Origin of the sequence: Brachybacterium halotolerans subsp. kimchii (assembly GCF_020792675.1) — a bacterium.
Taxonomy (GTDB): Bacteria; Actinomycetota; Actinomycetes; order Actinomycetales; family Dermabacteraceae; genus Brachybacterium; species Brachybacterium halotolerans.
This window is the reverse complement of record NZ_CP086254.1, coordinates 1468821-1486995: the sequence shown is the minus strand read 5'-3', so window position 1 is coordinate 1486995 and position 18175 is coordinate 1468821. Positions and strand designations below refer to the sequence as shown.

The 18175-nt window shown below is 72.4% G+C and carries 16 protein-coding genes; 15 read left to right on the top strand and 1 reads right to left on the bottom strand.

Features of this window, described 5'->3' with window-relative positions:
- Window positions 1–40: 40 nt before the first annotated feature.
- The 9 genes from Bra3105_RS06950 (at window position 41) to Bra3105_RS06910 (ending at window position 9542) form a co-directional block, all read left to right on the top strand.
- Window positions 41–1234 (top strand): Gfo/Idh/MocA family protein, encoded by a 1194-nt coding sequence (locus Bra3105_RS06950; protein WP_228359175.1) that lies wholly within the window; start codon window positions 41–43, stop codon window positions 1232–1234.
- Window positions 1235–1281: 47 nt separating this feature from the next.
- Window positions 1282–2286 (top strand): sugar phosphate isomerase/epimerase family protein, encoded by a 1005-nt coding sequence (locus tag Bra3105_RS06945; RefSeq protein ID WP_228359174.1) that lies wholly within the window; start codon window positions 1282–1284, stop codon window positions 2284–2286.
- 62 nt (window positions 2287–2348) lie between these two features.
- A complete protein-coding gene (locus tag Bra3105_RS06940) occupies window positions 2349–2738 on the top strand; it encodes a tautomerase family protein (protein WP_228359173.1) in 390 nt (129 codons plus the stop codon).
- A 108-nt stretch (window positions 2739–2846) separates the two neighbouring features.
- The gene (iolC, locus tag Bra3105_RS06935) at window positions 2847–3872 is read left to right on the top strand and encodes a 5-dehydro-2-deoxygluconokinase (RefSeq protein ID WP_228359172.1); all 1026 of its coding nucleotides are present in this window, start codon (window positions 2847–2849) and stop codon (window positions 3870–3872) included.
- A complete protein-coding gene (locus Bra3105_RS06930; protein ID WP_228359171.1) occupies window positions 3869–4852 on the top strand; it encodes a Cgl0159 family (beta/alpha)8-fold protein in 984 nt (327 codons plus the stop codon). Before iolC ends, Bra3105_RS06930 begins: the two co-directional genes overlap by 4 nt.
- Window positions 4853–4953: 101 nt before the next feature.
- Window positions 4954–5850, top strand: coding sequence for a 5-deoxy-glucuronate isomerase (iolB, locus tag Bra3105_RS06925; protein WP_228359170.1), 897 nt, complete (start codon window positions 4954–4956; stop codon window positions 5848–5850).
- A gap of 72 nt (window positions 5851–5922) precedes the next feature.
- A complete protein-coding gene (locus tag Bra3105_RS06920; protein WP_228359169.1) occupies window positions 5923–6969 on the top strand; it encodes a Gfo/Idh/MocA family protein in 1047 nt (348 codons plus the stop codon).
- Window positions 6970–7043: 74 nt separating this feature from the next.
- On the top strand, window positions 7044–8657 hold the full coding sequence (locus Bra3105_RS06915; protein ID WP_228359168.1) for an MFS transporter: 1614 nt from the start codon (window positions 7044–7046) through the stop codon (window positions 8655–8657).
- 129 nt (window positions 8658–8786) lie between these two features.
- A complete protein-coding gene (locus Bra3105_RS06910; RefSeq protein ID WP_200502783.1) occupies window positions 8787–9542 on the top strand; it encodes a GntR family transcriptional regulator in 756 nt (251 codons plus the stop codon).
- Here the strand turns inward: Bra3105_RS06910 and Bra3105_RS06905 are convergent.
- Entirely contained in the window at window positions 9509–10966 is a 1458-nt protein-coding gene (locus Bra3105_RS06905) for an MFS transporter (protein WP_228359167.1), read from the bottom strand. The genes Bra3105_RS06910 and Bra3105_RS06905 overlap by 34 nt on opposite strands.
- Before the next feature lie 148 nt (window positions 10967–11114).
- On the opposite strand from Bra3105_RS06905, the gene Bra3105_RS06900 reads away from it, so the two are divergent.
- Genes Bra3105_RS06900 through mnhG form a run of 6 tightly spaced genes read left to right on the top strand, consistent with a single transcriptional unit; the run spans window position 11115 to window position 18150 of the window.
- Complete coding sequence (locus Bra3105_RS06900; protein WP_228359166.1) at window positions 11115–14054, top strand: Na+/H+ antiporter subunit A; 2940 nt, start codon at window positions 11115–11117, stop codon at window positions 14052–14054.
- A complete protein-coding gene (locus Bra3105_RS06895) occupies window positions 14051–14683 on the top strand; it encodes a Na(+)/H(+) antiporter subunit C (RefSeq protein WP_323188852.1) in 633 nt (210 codons plus the stop codon). Before Bra3105_RS06900 ends, Bra3105_RS06895 begins: the two co-directional genes overlap by 4 nt.
- The gene (locus Bra3105_RS06890) at window positions 14680–16248 is read left to right on the top strand and encodes a Na+/H+ antiporter subunit D (protein WP_228359165.1); all 1569 of its coding nucleotides are present in this window, start codon (window positions 14680–14682) and stop codon (window positions 16246–16248) included. The genes Bra3105_RS06895 and Bra3105_RS06890 overlap by 4 nt, the downstream gene beginning before the upstream one ends.
- Window positions 16245–16781, top strand: a complete 537-nt coding sequence (locus Bra3105_RS06885; protein ID WP_228359164.1) for a Na+/H+ antiporter subunit E — start codon at window positions 16245–16247, stop codon at window positions 16779–16781. Before Bra3105_RS06890 ends, Bra3105_RS06885 begins: the two co-directional genes overlap by 4 nt.
- The gene (locus Bra3105_RS06880) at window positions 16778–17551 is read left to right on the top strand and encodes a monovalent cation/H+ antiporter complex subunit F (RefSeq protein WP_228359163.1); all 774 of its coding nucleotides are present in this window, start codon (window positions 16778–16780) and stop codon (window positions 17549–17551) included. Before Bra3105_RS06885 ends, Bra3105_RS06880 begins: the two co-directional genes overlap by 4 nt.
- Window positions 17548–18150, top strand: coding sequence for a monovalent cation/H(+) antiporter subunit G (mnhG, locus tag Bra3105_RS06875; RefSeq protein WP_228359162.1), 603 nt, complete (start codon window positions 17548–17550; stop codon window positions 18148–18150). Before Bra3105_RS06880 ends, mnhG begins: the two co-directional genes overlap by 4 nt.
- The last annotated feature ends 25 nt before the right edge of the window (window positions 18151–18175 follow it).

The window sequence follows — 18175 nt, the reverse complement described above, 5'->3', positions numbered from 1 at the left end:
GTCGACGCTGAACCCTCCGCAACCACCGGAAGGACCACCCATGACCACTGCACCCCTCTCCGTCGCCGTCATCGGAGCCGGCATGGCCGGCCGCACGCACGCCAACGCCTGGCGCCAGGCCGGCACCGTCTTCGACCTGGGCCTGCCGCCCGTGCGCCTGGCGACGATCGCCGACGCCCACCTGCCCTTCGCCGAGGACGCCGCCGCCCACTACAGGTACGAGAAGGCCGTGGGCGACTGGCGCGAGGTCGCCGACGACCCCTCGATCGACGTCGTCTCGATCGTGGTCGGCAACGCCCTGCACCGCGAGATCGCCGAGGCGATGGTCGCCGCGGGCAAGCACGTGCTGTGCGAGAAGCCGCTCGCGGGCACCCTCGAGGACGCCGAGGCCATGGCCGCGCTCGAGGCCGCCCACCCCGACCTCGTCCTGGGCACCGGCTTCACCTTCCGCCGCAACCCCGCGGTCGCCCAGCTCGCCCGGCTCGTCGCCGACGGCGGACTCGGCACGGTCAACCACCTCGACGCCCGCTACTGGTGCGACTACGGCGCGGACCCGCTGGTGCCGATCGCCTGGCGGTACAAGGGGCCGATGGGGACCGGCGCCCTCGGCGACATCGGCAGCCACCTCGTGGACACCGCCGAGCTCATCGGAGGCCCCATCGCCTCGGTCTCCGGCGCCGTGCTCACCACCTCGATCACCGAGCGCCCCGTCGCGAGCGGCGCGGTCGCGGGCGGCCGCGGCGTCACCGCGAGCGCCGACGATCCGACCGAGCCCGTCGAGAACGACGACGTCGCGACGTTCACCGCCCACTTCGCGAGCGGCGCCGCCGGCACCTTCTCCTGCTCCCGCGTGGCCTTCGGCCGGCCCAACCAGATGATGATCGACGTCTCCGGCAGCCACGGCTCGGCGAGCTGGGACCTCGCCCGCACCGGCGAGATCCGCGTGGCCGACGGCTCGAGCCCCGCGGGCCTCGGCGGCTTCCGCCAGGTGCTGGCGAACCCCGTCTTCCCGTACTTCGGCAACGGCTCGTCGATGGCCTTCGCGGGCGTCGGCCTGAACCAGATCGAGCAGTTCACCTACCAGGCCCACGCCTTCCTGCAGCAGGTCGCCGGGGTCGACGAGGGCGCCCTGCCGCCCTGCGCGAGCTTCGCCGACGGCTACCGCGAGATGCGCATCCTCGACGCCGTCGCCCGCTCCGCAGGGGCCGGGGGCGCGAGCGTCGAGATCGCCTGACCCCGCCCGGGACACACTCTTCCCACGACCGAGAGGAACCCTCCACCATGGCATTCACCTACGGCGCCTACACCGCCTGCCTCCAGGACCGCACCCTCGAGGAGGCCCTCGACGTGCTCGCGGGGCTCGGCCTCACCGGCGCGGAGGTCAACACCGGAGGCTTCATCCCCTCCCCGCACGCCCCCGTCGACCTGCTGCTCGCGAGCGAGCGGGCCCGCCCCGACTACCGTGCGCTCTTCGCCGACAAGGGCATGGCCCTCACCGGGCTCACGGTCTCCGGCAACCCGCTCTCGCCGCTGCCCAGCGAGGGCATCGGCCACGCCGAGGACCTGCGCCGCACCATCGAGCTCGCGGGTGCCCTCGAGGTCCCCGAGGTCGTGGCCATGTCCGGCACGCCCGGCACCGATCCCGGCGCCCGCTATGCGGCGTGGATCGTGAACCCCTGGAACGGCATCGATCTCGAGATCCTCGAGTACCAGTGGTCGGTCGCCGTGCCCTTCTGGAAGCAGATCGACGCCCTGGCCCGCGAGCGCGACGTGAAGGTCGCCCTCGAGCTGCACCCGCGCAACATCGCCTTCAGCCCGCCCAGCTTCGAGGAGTTCGTCGAGCGCGTCGAGCCCACCCACATCGGCGTGAACCTCGATCCCTCGCACCTGTTCTGGCAGCAGATGGAGCCGATCGACTGCATCGAGCGCCTCGGCTCGCACATCCTCCACGTCCACGCGAAGGACACGGCGGTTCTGTCCGGGGCGGCGACCCGCGGCGTGCTCGACACCGACTTCGGCCCGGTGCCCGAGGACCCGGCCCAGCGCACGCCGACCGGCATCGGCCACTGGTGCTCGACCTGGCCGGAGGATCCCGCCTGGCGGTTCGTGGCGCTCGGGGAGGGGCACGACGTCGGCTACTGGACCCGCTTCCTGCGGGCCCTCGCGGCCGTCGACCCGGACCTCAGCATCAACATCGAGCACGAGGACGCCGCCTTCGGCCGCATCGAGGGCATCGAGCGCGGGGCCCGCACCCTGCTCGCCGCCGCCGAGGCCTCGGGCGCCTGAGGCGCCCGCCCCCGACGGGTCGCGACGACCCCGTCGACACACCGAGAACGAGGAGGACTCCCATGCCGCTGGTGCGGATGACCATGCAGGAGGGGCGCACGCCCCAGCAGAAGAGGCGTCTGGCCGACGTCGTCCAGGACGTGATGCTCGAGCACTTCTCGGCCCCGCCCGGGGACCGCTACCAGATCCTCGAGGAGCTGCCCGTGGGCAGCATCATCGCCGAGGACACGGGCCTGGGCATCGAGCGCAGCGACGGCGTGGTGATCATCCAGATCCTCCAACAGGGGCGCTCGCAGGAGCAGAAGCAGACGATCTTCGCCGAGCTCGCCCGGCGGCTGGGGGAGGAGGGCCTCGTGCGGCCCGAGGACCTCATCGTCTCCGTCGCGGAGAACGGCCGGGAGGACTGGTCCTTCGGCCACGGCCGCGCGCAGTTCCTCACCGGGGAGCTCTGAGCTCCGGCCCAGCCCCGCCGCCGGTTCGTTTGTATGGACATAGATCGAGAATCGTGGGAACATGTTGGCACGCGCAGTGTCGCACGACCGCAGAGAGGCATCAGTTCCATGGCAGCAGCAGATCTCGACATCATCACCTTCGGCCGCAGCGGGGTGGACCTGTACCCCCTCGCGGTGGGCACCGGGCTCGAGGACGTCTTCAGCTTCGGCAAGTTCCTGGGCGGCAGCCCCGCGAACGTCGCCGTCGCGGCGGCCCGTCTGGGCCACCGCCCCGCGGTGATCACCGGGGTGGGGGACGACCCCTTCGGCGGCTACGTGAAGCAGGAGCTCGTGCGCCTCGGCGTGGACGACGGCTTCGTGATCACGGCCGACGACCTCAACACCCCCATCACGTTCTGCGAGATCTACCCGCCCGACGACTTCCCGCTGTACTTCTACCGCAAGCCCAGCGCGCCTGACCTGCAGGTCCGCCCCGAGGACCTCGATCTCGCGGCGATCCGCGAGGTCCCGCTGTTCTGGTTCTCCGGCACCGGGCTCTCCGAGGAGCCCAGCCGCTCCGCGCACCACGCGGCGCTCGAGGCCCGCGGCCGCACCCGCCACACGGTCTTCGACCTCGACTACCGGCCGATGTTCTGGTCCTCCGTCGAGGAGGCGCGCGAGGAGTACCGCCGCGCCCTCCAGCACGCGACGGTCGCCGTGGGCAACCGCGAGGAGTGCGAGGTCGCCGTCGGCGAGACCGAGCCCGAGCGCGCCGCCGACGCCCTCTTGGAGGCGGGCGTCGAGATCGCGATCGTCAAGCAGGGCCCGAAGGGCGTGCTCGGCAAGACCCGCGACGAGCGCGTCGAGGTCGCCCCGAACCTCATCCAGGTGATCAACGGGCTCGGGGCCGGCGACAGCTTCGGCGGATCCCTGTGCCACGGCCTGCTCAGCGGCCAGTCGCTCACCGAGACCCTCACCCGCTGCAACGCGGCCGGCGCGATCGTCACCAGCCGTCTGGAGTGCTCGACGGCCATGCCGACCACCGAGGAGATCGACCTGCTGCTGGACGGCGGGGACCCCAACCACGGCCAGACCATCGACCAGATGCTCGCGGGGATCCGCTCCCGCGGCCTCGGGGAGGACGCGCAGCGATGACAGCACACTCGACCAGCGGGGCCCCGTCGACCGGGACCACGGCGTCGACCGGGACCACGGCGTCGACCGGGGCCACGGAGTCGACGGGGACCAGGGACGACGCCTTCGTCGACTCCTACGAGGACGTCACCCGGGTGCGCATCGAGGATCCGGGCCGGATCGGCCGGCTGCTCGCGCGCCGCGCACGGCGCACCGTCGCCGACACCGACGGCTCGATGCTCATCGTCGCCGCCGACCACCCCGCCCGCGGGGCCCTCGGCGTGGGCGCGCGCACCGAGGCGATGGCCAGCCGCACCGACATGCTCGACCGCATGCGCACGGCGCTCGCCGTGCCCGGCGTCGACGGCGTGCTCGGGACGGCCGACGTGCTCGAGGACCTCCTGCTGATGGGCGCCCTCGAGGACAAGGTCGTGTTCGCCTCCATGAACCGCGGCGGACTGCAGGGCGGCTCCTGGGAGATCGAGGACCGCTTCACCTCCTACGACGCCGAGTCCATCGCGCGGGCGGGCTTCGCGGGCGGCAAGATGCTCACCCGCATCGACCTCGACGACGACCGCACCTCGAAGACGCTGAAGTGGAGCGCCGAGGCGATCGATGAGCTCGCCGCGCGCGAGCTCATCGCCATGATCGAGCCCTTCTGGTCCTCGCGGCAGGGCGGGAGGGTCGTCAACGACCTCAGCCCCGAGGCCGTCATCCGCTCCATCCATGTCGCCCAGGGCCTCGGGACGACCAGCGCGTACACGTGGCTGAAACTGCCCGCGGTGGCGGACATGGCCCGCGTCATGGACGCGACCACGCTGCCCACCCTGATCCTCGGCGGCGACCCCGGCGCGACCGACCCGGAGGCGGTGTACGCGACCTGGCGCGAGGCGCTCGCCCGGCCCAACGTGCGCGGCCTCGTCGTCGGCCGCAGCCTGCTCTACCCGGCCGACGACGACGTGCGCGGGGCCGTGAGCACCGCCGCGAGCATGATCCGCTGATGCCCGGCCTTCCGCGGCGCCGGACGCACGGCGTCGAGCCGGGCCCACGGCATCGACGAGCATCGACACGAGAACACACACCCCGACGAAAGGGCGAGAGCATGAGCAAGCTGCACATCCCCGCGGGGACCTCGGCGCAGGCCCCCTACGACACCGTCATCGATCCCGGGGAGCGCGAGGACTGGGTCCACACCGGACTGCGCGTCCTCGCGCTCGAGCCGGGAGGCTTCGCGCGCCTGGGCATCGGCCGCACCGAGATCATGGTCGTGCCGCTCAGCGGCTCCTGCAGCGTGCAGGTCTCCGACCGCGACGGCGACCACGAGTTCGAGCTCGCCGGGCGCAGCGACGTCTTCGCCTCGGCGACCGACGTGGCCTACGCGGGCATCGAGTCCACCCTCACCGTGCGCAGCGAGCAGGGCGGCCGCTTCGCCCTCGCGATCGCGGTCGCGACCTCCTTCCACCCCGCGGCCCGAGTGGCCGCCGAGGACGTCCCCGTGGAGATCCGCGGCGGCGGGAACATGACCCGTCAGGTGCGCAACTTCGGCACCGTCGGCTCCTTCGACGACTGCGACGCGATCATCGCCTGCGAGGTCATCACGCCCGGCGGCAACTGGTCGAGCTACCCCGCCCACAAGCACGACGAGACGGTCGAGGACCCGGACCGCCCCGAGTCCGAGCTCGAGGAGATCTACTACTACGAGATCCAGGACGCGCCCGACGGCGGCCCGGGCTTCGGCTACCACCAGACCACCTCGAGCGACCCCGAGCGCCCGATCGACGTGCTCGTCGAGGTCCGCAGCGGCGACGTCGTGCTCGTGCCCCACGGCTGGCACGGCCCGTGCGCCGCGGCGCCCGGCCACACCATGTACTACCTCAACGTGATGGCCGGTCCCGGCGCCGAGCGGGCCTGGAACATCACCGACCGCCCCGACCAGACCTGGGTGCGCGGCACCTGGGAGGAGCTCGGGCCCGACCCGCGCCTCGTCGACGGGGCCTGACGGCCCGTCCCGCGCCTCCCGTCGGCCCCTCCCGCGCCGCCCGCATCCGTCCCGTTTCGAAGGAGAGACCCCATGAGCACCACCCCCAGCACCTCCGCATCCCTCCCGGCCGACGTCCGCGCCGGCGTCATCGGCGTCGGCCAGATGGGCGCCGACCACGTCACCCGCATCCGCGACCGCATCAAGGGCGCGCGCGTGAGCGTCGTGACCGACTACTTCACGGACAAGGCCCAGGAGATCGCCGACACCGTCCCCGGCGCGCGCGTCGTGGACACACCCGAGGAGCTCATCGCCGCCGACGACGTCGACGCCGTGCTCATCGCGAGCCCCGGGAAGTTCCACCGCGACCAGGCGATCGCCTGCATCGACGCCGGCAAGCCCGTGCTCTGCGAGAAGCCGCTCGCGATGAACCCCGAGGACGCCTACCAGGTGGTCGCGGCCGAGCAGGCCTCGGGCGGCCAGTACCTCTCGCTCGGCTTCATGCGCCGCTTCGACCGCGGGTACGCCGAGCTGCACGACGCGATCTCCTCGGGCGAGCTCGGCGAGATCAGCATCGTGAACTGCAAGCACCGCAACGCGACCACCCTGCCCGGCTTCGTCGACTCGATGATGGTCTACGACTCCGCCGTCCACGAGGTCGACGCGATCCACTACTTCCTCGACGAGCCGATCACCGCGGTGCAGGCGATCCTGCCCGTCCCCGGCCCGCGGGCAGACGAGGGCCAGCACGACCCGATGCTGCTGCTGTTCCGCACGGCGTCCGGCCGCATCGTCACCGACGAGCTCTACGTCAACACCGCCTCGGGCTACGAGGTGCGCACCGAGGTGCTGGGTTCGAAGGGCATCGCCACCATCGGCCAGGAGTCCGGCCGCGTCACCACCCACCTCGAGGGCTCGCGGTGGGGAGGGGAGATCCCCGGGGACTTCCGCCCCCGCTTCATCGACGCCTACGACGCCGAGGTCCAGGCCTGGGTCGCGGCCGTCGCCGCCGGCACGAACGTCGCCGATCGCTCGGCCCGCGCCTGGGACGGCTACCTCGCCGCCGCCGCGTGCGAGGCCGCCGAGAAGGCGCTGGCCGCGGACGGGTTCGTCCCCGTCGACACGCGCGAGCGCCCCTGAGCCCGACGGGGCGCGCCCCGCCGGGCGCTCCCCGTCGGGCCCGACCGATCCGATCTGTCCCCAGGAGGACGACGATGTCTTCACCCCGCTCCGAGCTGCCCGACGGGCATGTCCCGTCCACCGGCGAGATCCCGACCCTGGTCTCGCGGATCTTCGCCTCCGGACGTCGCCGCGGACCGCTGCTGATCGCGGCCATCGCGACCATGGGCTCCCTGCTGTTCGGCTACGACACCGGCGTCATCGCGGGCGCCCTGCCGTACATGCACCTGCCCACCGCCGCCGGCGGCCTGGGACTGAGCGCCGCGGAGGAGGGCCTGGTCACCTCGCTGCTCGCCTTCGGCGCGGCCGCGGGCGCGCTGCTGGGCGGGCAGCTCAACGACCGCATCGGCCGTCGCCGGGCGATCATGCTGCTGGCGATCCTGTTCGTCGTCGGCACGCTGGGCTGCACGCTCGCCCCGAGCGTCGCGGTGATCGCGCCCTTCCGCTTCGTCCTCGGCATGGCCGTCGGCGGCGCCTCCTCGACCGTCCCGCTGTACCTCGCCGAGGCCGCGCCCAAGCGGATCCGCGGGCCGCTCGTGGCGGTCGACCAGTTCATGATCGTCTTCGGCCAGTTCGTCGCCTACTCGCTGAACGCCGTCATCGCCCACATGCACTCGGCCCCGCAGGCCGTCGTCGAGAACGACCCCTCCGGCACCTACCGGTCGGGGCAGACCGTGTCCTGGGACGTGCTCCAGCACATCGAGGGCGTGGTGGTCTCGAGCGGCAACGGGGAGGCCTGGCGGTGGATGCTCGTGCTCGCCACGATCCCCGCGATCGTGCTCTGGGTGGGCATGCGCGTGATGCCGGAGTCGCCCCGCTGGTTCGCCGCGAACAAGCGCTACTACGAGGTCATCGAGACCCTCAAGACCCTGCGCGACCCCGCCAAGGACGACGTCGCCGACGAGGTCGTCGAGATGGTCGAGCTCGAGGAGAAGCAGGCGCAGCAGGTCGAGTGGACGCTGCGGCAGGGCTTCCGGCGCCGCTGGGCCCGGCGCCTCATCCTCATCGGCATCATGCTGGGGATCTTCGACCAGCTCACGGGCATCAACACGGCCATGTGGTACATGCCCACGATCCTCGGCGCGGCCGGCTTCTCCACGGCCGACGCGATCACCCTGAACGTCGTCACGGGCGCCGTCTCCGCCGTCGGCTCGGCGGTCGGGCTGTACGTCGTCTACCGCTTCGCCCGCCGGCACGTGGGCATGGCACAGGAGCTCGGCGTCGCGATCGCCCTGTTCGCGCTCGCCGCGCTCTTCCACTTCGGGGTCGAGCCCCACATGAGCGCCGACGGGTCGATCGCGGACACCATCCCCACGCTCGTGCCGTGGCTGATCCTCGTGGTGGTCTCCCTGTTCGTCTTCGCCAAGCAGGCCGGCACCGTCACCTGGGTGCTGCTCGCGGAGATCTTCCCCGCGAAGATCCGTGGCGGCGCGCAGGGCATCTCCGTGGGCATGCTGTGGCTGTTCAACGGCATCGTCGCGGCGGTGTTCCCCTCGATGATGGCCGGGCTCGGCGGCGCGAAGACGTACCTGCTCTTCGCGATCATCAACGTCATCGCCTTCCTGTTCTACTGGCGCGTCGTCCCCGAGACCCGCGGGGTCTCGCTCGAGGAGTTCGAGGAGCGCTACCAGGCCGCCCACGGGGAATGACTCGCGGGCACGCGGAGGCCGCGGCGGGGACCGGGACCCGGACGACCCCGACCCCGCCGCGGCGCCGCACCCCTGTGTACATTTGTCCGGACACGCGGCGTCGCAGCCGCGCCCGAGGAGGAGACGTCCATGACCGCGGATCCCGCCCGCCCCACCGAGCTCAGCATCCCCATCGAGCGCGGCTCCTCCACACCGCTGTACCTCCAGCTCTCGGCGGCGATCGAGGGCGCGATCCGCGAGGGCACGCTGGTGCCGGGCTCGCGCATCGAGAACGAGCTGCAGCTCGCCGGCCGCCTCGGCCTCTCGCGCCCCACGGTCCGCCAGGGCATCCAGGAGCTCGTGGACAAGGGGCTGCTCGTGCGCAAGCGCGGGGTGGGCACCCAGGTCGTCGAGTCCCAGGTGAACCGTCCGGTGGCGCTGACGTCCCTGTACGACGACCTCGCGCGCGAGGGCAAGCATCCGCGCACCGAGGTCCTCGAGTACCGGATCGGACGGCCGACGGCCGAGGCGGCGGGGCGTCTGCTGCTGGACACCGGGGAGCTCGTCCTGGACCTCATGCGCGTGCGCTATGCGGACGACGAGCCGCTGGCCGTCATGCGCAACACCCTGCCCGAGCGCATCGCCCCCAGCCGCGAGGACCTGCTCGAGAAGGGCCTGTACGCGGCGCTGCGGGAGCGAGGGATCGCCACGGCCGTCGGCCATCAGAGGATCGGCGCGATCACGGCCGACGAGGAGAACGCGGCCCTGCTGGGGGAGACCGTCGGGGCGGCGCTGCTGACCATGGACCGCAAGTCCTTCGCGAACGACGGCGCCGTCATCGAGTACGGCCACCACGTCTACCGCGCCTCGCGCTACTCCTTCGAGGTCACGCTCGTCGACGGCTGAGCGGCCGGCGCGAGGTTGCCCGCCCGCCCCGCCGCGCCGAGCCGGATCGGCACGAAGGCGATCAGACCGAGCGCGATCACGACGATGATCCCGAGGATGCCCATGCGGGTGTCTTGGAACAGCCACACGGTGAGCGAGAACGCCGCGGTGCCGAGGAAGCCGAGCGCACGTCCTGTGGTCGCGTAGAGGCCGAAGTTCTCCGTCTCGTGGCCGGGCGCCGAGAGCCGCGTGAGCAGGTTCCGCGAGGAGGACTGCACGGGGCCGACGAAGAGGCAGATCGCGAGCCCCGCGACCCAGAACACGATCGGCGCGTCGATCGCGAGGACCACCAGGCCCAGCACCACGATCGCCGCGCAGCCCGCGATGATCACGGCCCGCGAGCCCGCGCGGTCGTCGATCCGGCCGCCCACGAAGACGCCGATCCCGGCGACGAGGTTCGCGGCGATCCCGAACACGATCACCTGCACGGTCGAGAAGCCGTAGGCGTTGGCCGCGAGGACACCGGCCACGGAGAACACCGCGCCGAGGCCGTCACGGTAGATCGCGGAGGCGACGAGGTAGGCGAGGGTCACGGGCTCCTCGTGGAAGGCCCGGACCACGCGGCGCACGATGGTCGCGTAGCCCTGCCACGGGGTCCAGCGGGCGGCGGCCGGGATCCGACCCTCGAGCTCGGCCCTCCCCTGGTGCCGCGGCGCCCACAGCATGAGCGGGAGGGTGCCCAGCAGGATCCAGACGGCGACGAACACCGGGATCGCCCGCAGGTTCCAGCCCTCGTCCCCGGTGATCCCGAGGATCCCCGTCCCCGGCATCACGAACAGCACGAGGACCAGGCCCAGGCAGACGATCGATCCCCAGTAGCCGACCGCCCATGCGGTGCCCGAGACGCGGCCGCGGTCCGCGGGCGTCGAGATCTCCGGCAGCACGGAGTTCACGAACACCCCGGCGAGCTCGGAGAACACCACCCCCAGCGCGATCAGCGCCGCGCCCAGGGTGAGGAAGGCCGGGTCCCGGGCGATCAGCGGCATCAGCGCCACGGTCACCACGGTCGCGAGGGTCGTCACGCGCAGCAGGGTGTTGCGGGCTCCGCCGGAGTCGGCGAGGTTCCCCAGCAGCGGCGCGAGCAGGGCGATCGCGACGGCGCCCACCGCCTGCCACGAGGTGAGGACCTGGGAGCCGTGGTCCTGGGCGGCCTTGAGGGCGTCCGCGCCCACGGCACCCTCGGTCGCGACCGCGTTCGTCACGTAGGTCGCGAACACGAAGGTGAGGATCACGGAGCTGAAGGCGGACATGCCCCCGTCCCAGAGGGCGAAGGAGACCTTCGCCCGGCGTCCCCCGCGCGCGGGGGACGAGTGTGCGGGGGAGTGCGCTGAGGAGGCGGGCCCGGACGGCCCGGGGGAGTCGGACCCGGCGGTAGGGGAGGCCATGGGAGCACTCTAGGGCGCGCGCCGCGCCGTATTCCCGATCCGTGGGCGGATCGGTGCAAGATGCCCGACATCCGAAGGCCCAGCGCCGCCCCAGGGCGAGCAGATAAAATGTTCATGATCCCCCGCCCCCACCACGGACGGAGAGCGTGTGCTCCTTGTGCTCATCGCCCACCTCGCAGCCGCCCTCCTGGGCCCGGTTGCGGTGCGCGCGATCGGGCGCAACGCGTTCTACCCGCTGGCCGTGGTCCCGGCGCTCAGCGCCGTCTGGCTCGCGAGCATGTCCCCGGCGCACCTCGCCGAGGAGCCCCGCGTCGAGTCCGTGCCCTGGATCCCGCAGCTCGGGATCTCCCTGACGTTCCGGCTCGACACGCTCAGCTGGGTGATGGCGCTGCTGGCCACGGGGGTCGGCACCCTCGTGCTGCTGTACTGCGCGCGCTACTTCAAGGACACGGAGCCGGGGCTGGGACGCTTCGCGGGCGTGCTCACCGCCTTCGCCGGGGCGATGGTGGGACTGGTCCTGGCCGACGACGTCATGGTGATGTTCGTCTTCTGGGAGCTCACCACGATCTTCTCGTACCTGCTGATCGGCCACTACGCCGAGAAGCAGGCCTCGCGCCGCGCCGCGATCAACGCGCTGATCTCGACGACCGCCGGCGGGCTCGCGATGTTCGTCGGCCTGCTCATGCTCGGCGAGCGCGCGGGCACCCTGAGCCTCGCCGGGATCGTCGATGACCCCATGTGGCGTGCTCCCGATGCGTTCCTCGTGACCGCCCTGCTGCTGATCACCGCCGGGGCCGCGAGCAAGTCGGCGCTGATCCCCACGCACTTCTGGCTGCCCGGGGCGATGGCCGCGCCCACGCCCGTCTCCGCCTACCTGCATGCGGCGGCGATGGTGAAGGCGGGCGTCTACATGGTGCTGCGGCTCGACCCGGCGATCGCGCACGTCCCCTCCGTGGGGACGGTGATCGCGGTGCTCGGTGCGGCGACGATGCTGCTGGGCGGGTGGCGCGCCCTGCGCCAGACCGACATCAAGCTGCTGCTCGCCTACGGGACGGTCTCCCAGCTCGGCTTCCTGATGGCCGTCGCGGGGCTGGCCACACCCGATGCGGCCCTCGCCGCGACGGCGATGCTCATCGCCCACGCCGCCTTCAAGGCGCCGCTGTTCATGGTCGTCGGCATCATCGACAAGAAGTTCGGCACCCGTGACCTGCGCATGCTCTCGGGGGTGTGGCGGGTCGCGCCCGTGGTCGCCGCGATCGGCGTGCTCTCCGCGGCCTCCATGGCGGCGGTCCCGCCGCTGCTGGGCTTCGTCGCCAAGGAGGCCATCTTCACGGCGCTCTGGGAGGGCGGGACCGGCCAGCGGGCGCTGCTGATCGCCCTGGTCGCGGGCTCGATCCTCACCGTCGCCTACTCCTGGCGCTTCGTCGTCGGCGCCTTCGGCCGGGCCGGCGGCGCGCCGCCCGTGCGGGCCGTGCGGATCCCCTGGGGCTTCTGGGCGCCGCCCGCGGTGATCGTCGTCGCGAGCCTGGCCCTGCCCTTCGCGAGCCATCCGTTCGAGCAGGTGCTGCGCGGCTTCTCCGAGACGGTCCCCGCGCTGGGGGAGCACGCGGAGCACGGGGCAGTGCACCTCACGATGCTCCCGCACGTGGGCGTCCCGCTCGCGCTCAGCGCTCTCGCCCTCGGACTCGGCGCCGTCCTCGTCGTCCTCGCGCGCCCGCTCGAGCGCCTCCAGCGCGCCGTCTCCCCGCAGCGCTGGAGCGAGCACCGGATCGGGGTGCTGCTCGACGCCGAGCGCGGCTTCCGCGCGATCATGCGCGCGGTCGACGGCCTCGCCATCCTCGTCACCCCGCTCTACCAGAGGGGCTCGCTCCCCTTCACCCTGGGCACGATGCTCGTGGTGACGATCGCGCTCGCCGCCCCCATCCTGATCTGGCAGAACCCGGTGCCGGACAACCTCGTGCCCTTCGTGACCCCCGTCGAGATCCTGCTGCTCGTGGTCGCGGCCGTCGCCGCGATCGGCGCGGCCCGGGCCCGTCGGCGCCTGCGCGCGGTCTTCCTCATCACCGTCACCGGGTACGTCGTGGCCGTGTACTTCCTGCTCGCCGGTGCGCCGGACGTCGCCATGACGCAGGTGCTCGTGGAGACGATGATGACGGTCGTGCTGGTGCTCGCCCTGCGCCGCCTGCCCGTGTACTTCTCGCGCCGGCCGCTGGACCTGGACCGCTGGGTGCGCTGGGCGATCGCGATCGGCACCGCCGCCGCCATGTGCGGCGTCGCCGTCTACGCCGCGGCCGCGCGCACCCAGTCGCCGCTGGGCAAGGACCTCATCGAGGCCGCGTACACGATCGGCGGCGGCCACAACGTCGTCAACGTGACCCTCGTGGACGCCCGCGTGTGGGACACCTTCGGCGAGATCTCCGTGCTGCTCGTGGTCGCCACGGGCGTCGCCTCCCTGATCTTCGTGACCCGCCGCGAGCAGGCGATCTCGCGCGTGAGCAGCCTGGGGTCCGGCCGGACCATCTGGAACCGGCGGGTCGACGAGGAGCTCCCGCGCAACCTCCTGGAGTTCGACACCCGGCCCGAGGACGTGGCCGGCAACCGCTGGCGCACGTGGCTCTCGGCCGGGCGCACCCTGGCCCCGCAGCGGCGCATGGTGGTCCTCGAGGTCGTCACCCGGCTGTCGTTCCCGCTGATGATGATGTTCTCGGTGTACCTGCTGATGGCCGGGCACAACCATCCCGGCGGCGGCTTCGCGGGCGGGCTGGTCGCGGGCATCGCGCTGACCCTGCGCTACATCGCGGGCGGCCGCTACGAGCTCTCCGAGGCCGCTCCCGTCCAGGCGGGCCTCGTGCTGGGCGTCGGCATGGCCACGGCCGTGCTCGCTGGCGTGGTGCCCGTCGCCTTCGGCGGCAGCGTGTTCTCGACCGCGACGCCCGTGATCCATATGCCCGTGCTCGGCGAGGTGCACCTGCCCACGGCGCTGCTGTTCGACATCGGGGTGTACCTCGTGGTGATCGGGGTGGTCCTCGACATCCTGCGCAGCCTGGGCTCCCAGATCGATCTGCACCAGGAGGCGGAGGACGGATGACCGTGAGCCTCGCCCTCGTCCTCACCGCCGGCGTCCTCATCGCCTGCGGCGTCTACCTCGTGCTCGAGCGCACGCTGACCCGCATCATCCTGGGCTTCGTGCTGCTCGGCAACGGGGTGAACCTCCTGTTCATCCTCGCCGCGGGCCCGTGGGGCTCGCCGCCCTTCGAGGGGACCGACGACCCGGAGCGGATGACCGACCCGCTGCCCTTCGCGATGGTGCTCACGGCGATCGTCATCACCCTGGGGGTGACCGCGTTCGTGATGGCGCTGGCCTACCGGGCCTGGCAGCTGTTCGGCCATGACGAGGTGCCCGACGACGTCGAGGACCGCCGCGTGCTGCGCCGCTCCCGCGCCCGCACCGGGCAGGGCATCGAGGTGGGCTGGGCCGACGCCCTCGACGAGGACGCCCGGCGCGGCGCCATCAAGGCGTCGCAGGGGCTGCGCGCCCCCGAGGAGGAGGAGAACCCGCTGGGAGAGGACCTCACGGGCGACCAGGACGTGCCCCAGGACTACACGGAGGCCGACGAGGCCGAGGACCAGCCCGAGGACGGGCCCGAGGACCAGCCCGCAGAGCAGTCCGGAGAGCATTCCGGAGAACCGGCCGAGGACCAGGAGGACCGCGCATGAGCGTCGCCCTGCTCCTCGCCCTGCCCGTGGTGCTGCCGCTCGGCGGCGCCGCGTTCACGCTGATCCTGCGCCACCACGCGGCGCTGCAGCGCGCGGTCTCCACGACGACCCTGGTCGCGATCCTCGCGGTCGCCCTCGCCATCGGCTACCGGGTCACGGTCGACGGCACGCTCGTGCTGCAGATCGCGAGCTGGACCCCGCGGCTCGGGATCGTGCTGGTGGCCGACAGGCTGACGGCCCTCATGCTCGTCGTCTCGAGCGTCGTGACCCTCGCCGTTCTCGTGTACTCGAGCGCGCAGTCCGTCAGCGAGAACACCGAGCGCACGCCCGTCGCGATCTACCATCCGACGTACCTGGTGCTGGTCGCGGGCGTCTCCAACGCGTTCCTCGCGGGGGACCTGTTCAACCTCTACGTGAGCTTCGAGATCCTGCTGGCCGCGAGCTACGTGCTGCTCACCCTGGGCGGGTCCGCGAGCCGCATCCGCGCCGCGACCACCTACGTGATCGTCTCGCTGCTGAGCTCGGTGATCTTCCTGGCGGGCATCGCCGCGGTGTACGCGGCCGTGGGCACGGTGAACCTGGCCGAGCTCGCCGTGCGCCTGGACCAGCTGCCGGACTCCACGCGCATGGGGCTCGAGCTGATGCTGCTGGTCGCGTTCGCGATCAAGGCCGCGATCTTCCCGCTGAGCGCGTGGCTGCCCGACTCGTACCCGACCGCGCCCGCACCGGTCACGGCCGTGTTCGCGGGACTGCTCACGAAGGTGGGCATCTACGCGATCATCCGGCTCGAGACCCTGCTGTTCCCGGCCTCGCAGCTGGAGACCCTGCTGCTCGCGGCCGCCGGGGCGAGCCTCGTGATCGGGATCCTGGGCGCGGTCGCGCAGACCGACCTCAAGCGCGTCCTGTCCTTCACCCTGGTCTCGCACATGGGCTTCATGCTGTTCGGCATCGGCGTCACCACCCGCCTCGCGATCGCCTCGACCATCTACTACGTCGCCCATCACATCACCGTGCAGTCGACGCTGTTCCTGGCCGCCGGGCTCATCGAGCACCGCGCCGGCACCACGAACCTGGGGCGCCTGGGAGGGCTCGCGAAGGCCGCCCCGCTGCTCGCAGTCATCTTCTTCGTGCCCGCGATGAACCTCTCGGGCATCCCGCCCTTCTCCGGGTTCCTGGGCAAGGTGGGCCTCGTGGAGGCCGGCATCGGGCGCGGCAACACGGCCTCGTGGATCCTCGTCGTGATCAGCGTGCTGACGAGCCTGCTCACGCTGTACGCGATCGCGAAGATCTGGAACCGCGCGTTCTGGCAGAAGGCGCCGCAGGGCGCGGACATCGAGAAGGACGGCGAGAGGGTGCCGGCCCTCATGTACGGCGCGACCGGGGCGCTCGTCGTGGTCTCGCTGCTGCTGACCGTGCTCGCGGGACCGCTCATGCATTTCACCGACGAGGCGGCCCGCTCGGTGCTGGACCGCAGCCCCTACGTGAGCGCGGTGCTCGGCGACGACGCGGCCGACCAGCTCGCCTGGCGCATCGGCGACGACGGCACGCGGGTGGAGGAGCGATGAGGGGGATGCTGCGCGAACTGCCGAGCCGCTGGCTGGGCCTGCTGGTCGCGACCGTGTTCTGGTGCCTGCTGTGGGGCGGCTTCTCCGCGTCCGACGTGCTGGGCGGCCTGGTCGTGGCCGTGCTCGTCTACGTGCTCTTCCCGCTGCCGTCGATGGCGCGCGAGGTGACGCTGCGGCCGCTCGCCTTCGTGTGGCTGGTGGCGCGGTTCCTGTGGGACATGACCGTCTCGGCGGTGCAGATCGCCTGGTGGGCGGTGCGGCCCGGGCCGGAGCCGCCCACGGCCGTGATCGCCGTCGAGCTCGTCTCGCGCTCCGACCTGTTCCTCACCTTCACCGCCGCGCTGTCCACGCTGATCCCCGGGTCCGTGGTCGTCGAGGCGCAGCGCGCCACGGGGACCCTGTTCCTGCACGTCATCGGCGTGGGCGACGAGGAGGGCGCCGAGCAGGCGCGCGAGCGGGCCCGGCGCCAGGAGCTGCGCCTGCTGCGGGCGCTCGCCCGGAACGAGGTGCTCGAGGGGGCGGGGCTGCGATGATCGCCGGGAACGCGGACGCGCTCGACGTGGTGCTGATGGTGATCGCGGGGATCCTCGCGCTCGCCGCGCTGCCGGCCGTGCACCGGATGATCGTCGGCCCGACGATCCTGGACCGCGCCGTCGCCTCGGACATGCTCATCGTCCTGGTGGTCGCGGGGATGGCCCTGTACACGGCGGCGACGGGGACGAGCTACGGGGTGGCGCCGATGCTCGGGCTGACCGCGCTCGCCTTCGTCGGCACGCTCGCCGTCGCCCGCTTCGTCTCCCGCGACCGGGTCAGGTCCGGCGTGGCCCGCCCGCCGGAGGACCCCGACGCGCTGCAATCGGACACGCTCTCCTCGGACCCGCCCAGCGCGGAGGCCGCCGACGCGGAGGGAACGGACGCCCAGGGCGCCGTCGAGGAGGCGGTCGACGCCGCCGGTGACGGCGCGGAGCTCGACGGCCCGCAGCAGGGCGGCACGGAACAGGACGACGCAGAGTCCGACGGGGCCCCGGCGGTCCGCGCCCCGTTCACGGACGACGGCCCGGGTCCGCGCTCTCCAGCGCATCCCGTCGGGCCCCACGACGTCGCGGGAGGAGCGGCACCGCGCCTGCCGGGCCCGGCCGCCGGGTCCCACGCCTCGGGCCTCGACGTGCACGAGGCCGACGACCACGCCGAGGAGTCCGGGCCGAGTGCTCGGGCAACCGACGGCCGCGCGTCCGACGGCCGCGCAACTGACGGCCGCGCATCCGGCGGCAGCGGCGACGAGTCCGGGGGTGAGGGCCGATGAGCGCGATGGACGTGATCGGACTGGTGCTCATCGCGCTCGGCGCGCTGTTCGCCCTGGTCGCCTCGATCGGCCTCGAGCGCTTCAGCGACGTGCTGCGGCGCATGCACGCCGTCTCCAAACCCCAGACCGTCGGCCTGCTGCTCGTCCTCGCCGGGACGGCGCTGATCGCCGGGAGCTGGACCATCGCCGGGTCGATGCTGCTGGTGATGCTCGCGCAGATGGCCACCGTGACGGTCTCGAGCACGATGGTGGGGCGGGCCGCGTTCCGCCGCGGCTTCGTCTCCGGCAGCGCCTACACGATCGACGAGCTCACCCCGCGCCTCGCGTCGACCTTCGACGAGGACGACGACGAGGACGGCTTCGTCGACGAGTCCCAGGGCCCGCACCTGGGGGAGGAGGAGTCCCCCGAGCGCTTCCCCGAGAACGTGGTGGGCGGCGCCCACGAGCACGCGGACCTCTCGAACCTCTCGAACTGGGACGAGCCCGAGGACGAGAGCGGACCCACGTCGCTGGACCTCGACATCGACCTCGAGGACGAGACCGAGAAGGAGCTCGAGGACGTCGTCGAGCGGCGCGGCCGCGACGAAGACGGCATCTGAGGGCAGGAGCCGTCCGGGTGCCCGC

Excerpts from the sequence above, each read along its gene's own strand:
- Bra3105_RS06950 (WP_228359175.1), top strand. The coding sequence starts at position 41 with ATGACCACTGCACCCCTCTCCGTCGCCGTCATCGGAGCCGGCATGGCC.
- Bra3105_RS06945 (WP_228359174.1), top strand. The coding sequence starts at position 1,282 with ATGGCATTCACCTACGGCGCCTACACCGCCTGCCTCCAGGACCGCACC.
- Bra3105_RS06940 (WP_228359173.1), top strand. The coding sequence starts at position 2,349 with ATGCCGCTGGTGCGGATGACCATGCAGGAGGGGCGCACGCCCCAGCAG.
- iolC (WP_228359172.1), top strand. The coding sequence starts at position 2,847 with ATGGCAGCAGCAGATCTCGACATCATCACCTTCGGCCGCAGCGGGGTG.
- Bra3105_RS06930 (WP_228359171.1), top strand. The coding sequence starts at position 3,869 with ATGACAGCACACTCGACCAGCGGGGCCCCGTCGACCGGGACCACGGCG.
- iolB (WP_228359170.1), top strand. The coding sequence starts at position 4,954 with ATGAGCAAGCTGCACATCCCCGCGGGGACCTCGGCGCAGGCCCCCTAC.
- Bra3105_RS06920 (WP_228359169.1), top strand. The coding sequence starts at position 5,923 with ATGAGCACCACCCCCAGCACCTCCGCATCCCTCCCGGCCGACGTCCGC.
- Bra3105_RS06915 (WP_228359168.1), top strand. The coding sequence starts at position 7,044 with ATGTCTTCACCCCGCTCCGAGCTGCCCGACGGGCATGTCCCGTCCACC.
- Bra3105_RS06910 (WP_200502783.1), top strand. The coding sequence starts at position 8,787 with ATGACCGCGGATCCCGCCCGCCCCACCGAGCTCAGCATCCCCATCGAG.
- Bra3105_RS06905 (WP_228359167.1), bottom strand. The coding sequence starts at position 10,966 with ATGGCCTCCCCTACCGCCGGGTCCGACTCCCCCGGGCCGTCCGGGCCC.
- Bra3105_RS06895 (WP_323188852.1), top strand. The coding sequence starts at position 14,051 with ATGACCGTGAGCCTCGCCCTCGTCCTCACCGCCGGCGTCCTCATCGCC.
- Bra3105_RS06890 (WP_228359165.1), top strand. The coding sequence starts at position 14,680 with ATGAGCGTCGCCCTGCTCCTCGCCCTGCCCGTGGTGCTGCCGCTCGGC.
- Bra3105_RS06885 (WP_228359164.1), top strand. The coding sequence starts at position 16,245 with ATGAGGGGGATGCTGCGCGAACTGCCGAGCCGCTGGCTGGGCCTGCTG.
- Bra3105_RS06880 (WP_228359163.1), top strand. The coding sequence starts at position 16,778 with ATGATCGCCGGGAACGCGGACGCGCTCGACGTGGTGCTGATGGTGATC.
- mnhG (WP_228359162.1), top strand. The coding sequence starts at position 17,548 with ATGAGCGCGATGGACGTGATCGGACTGGTGCTCATCGCGCTCGGCGCG.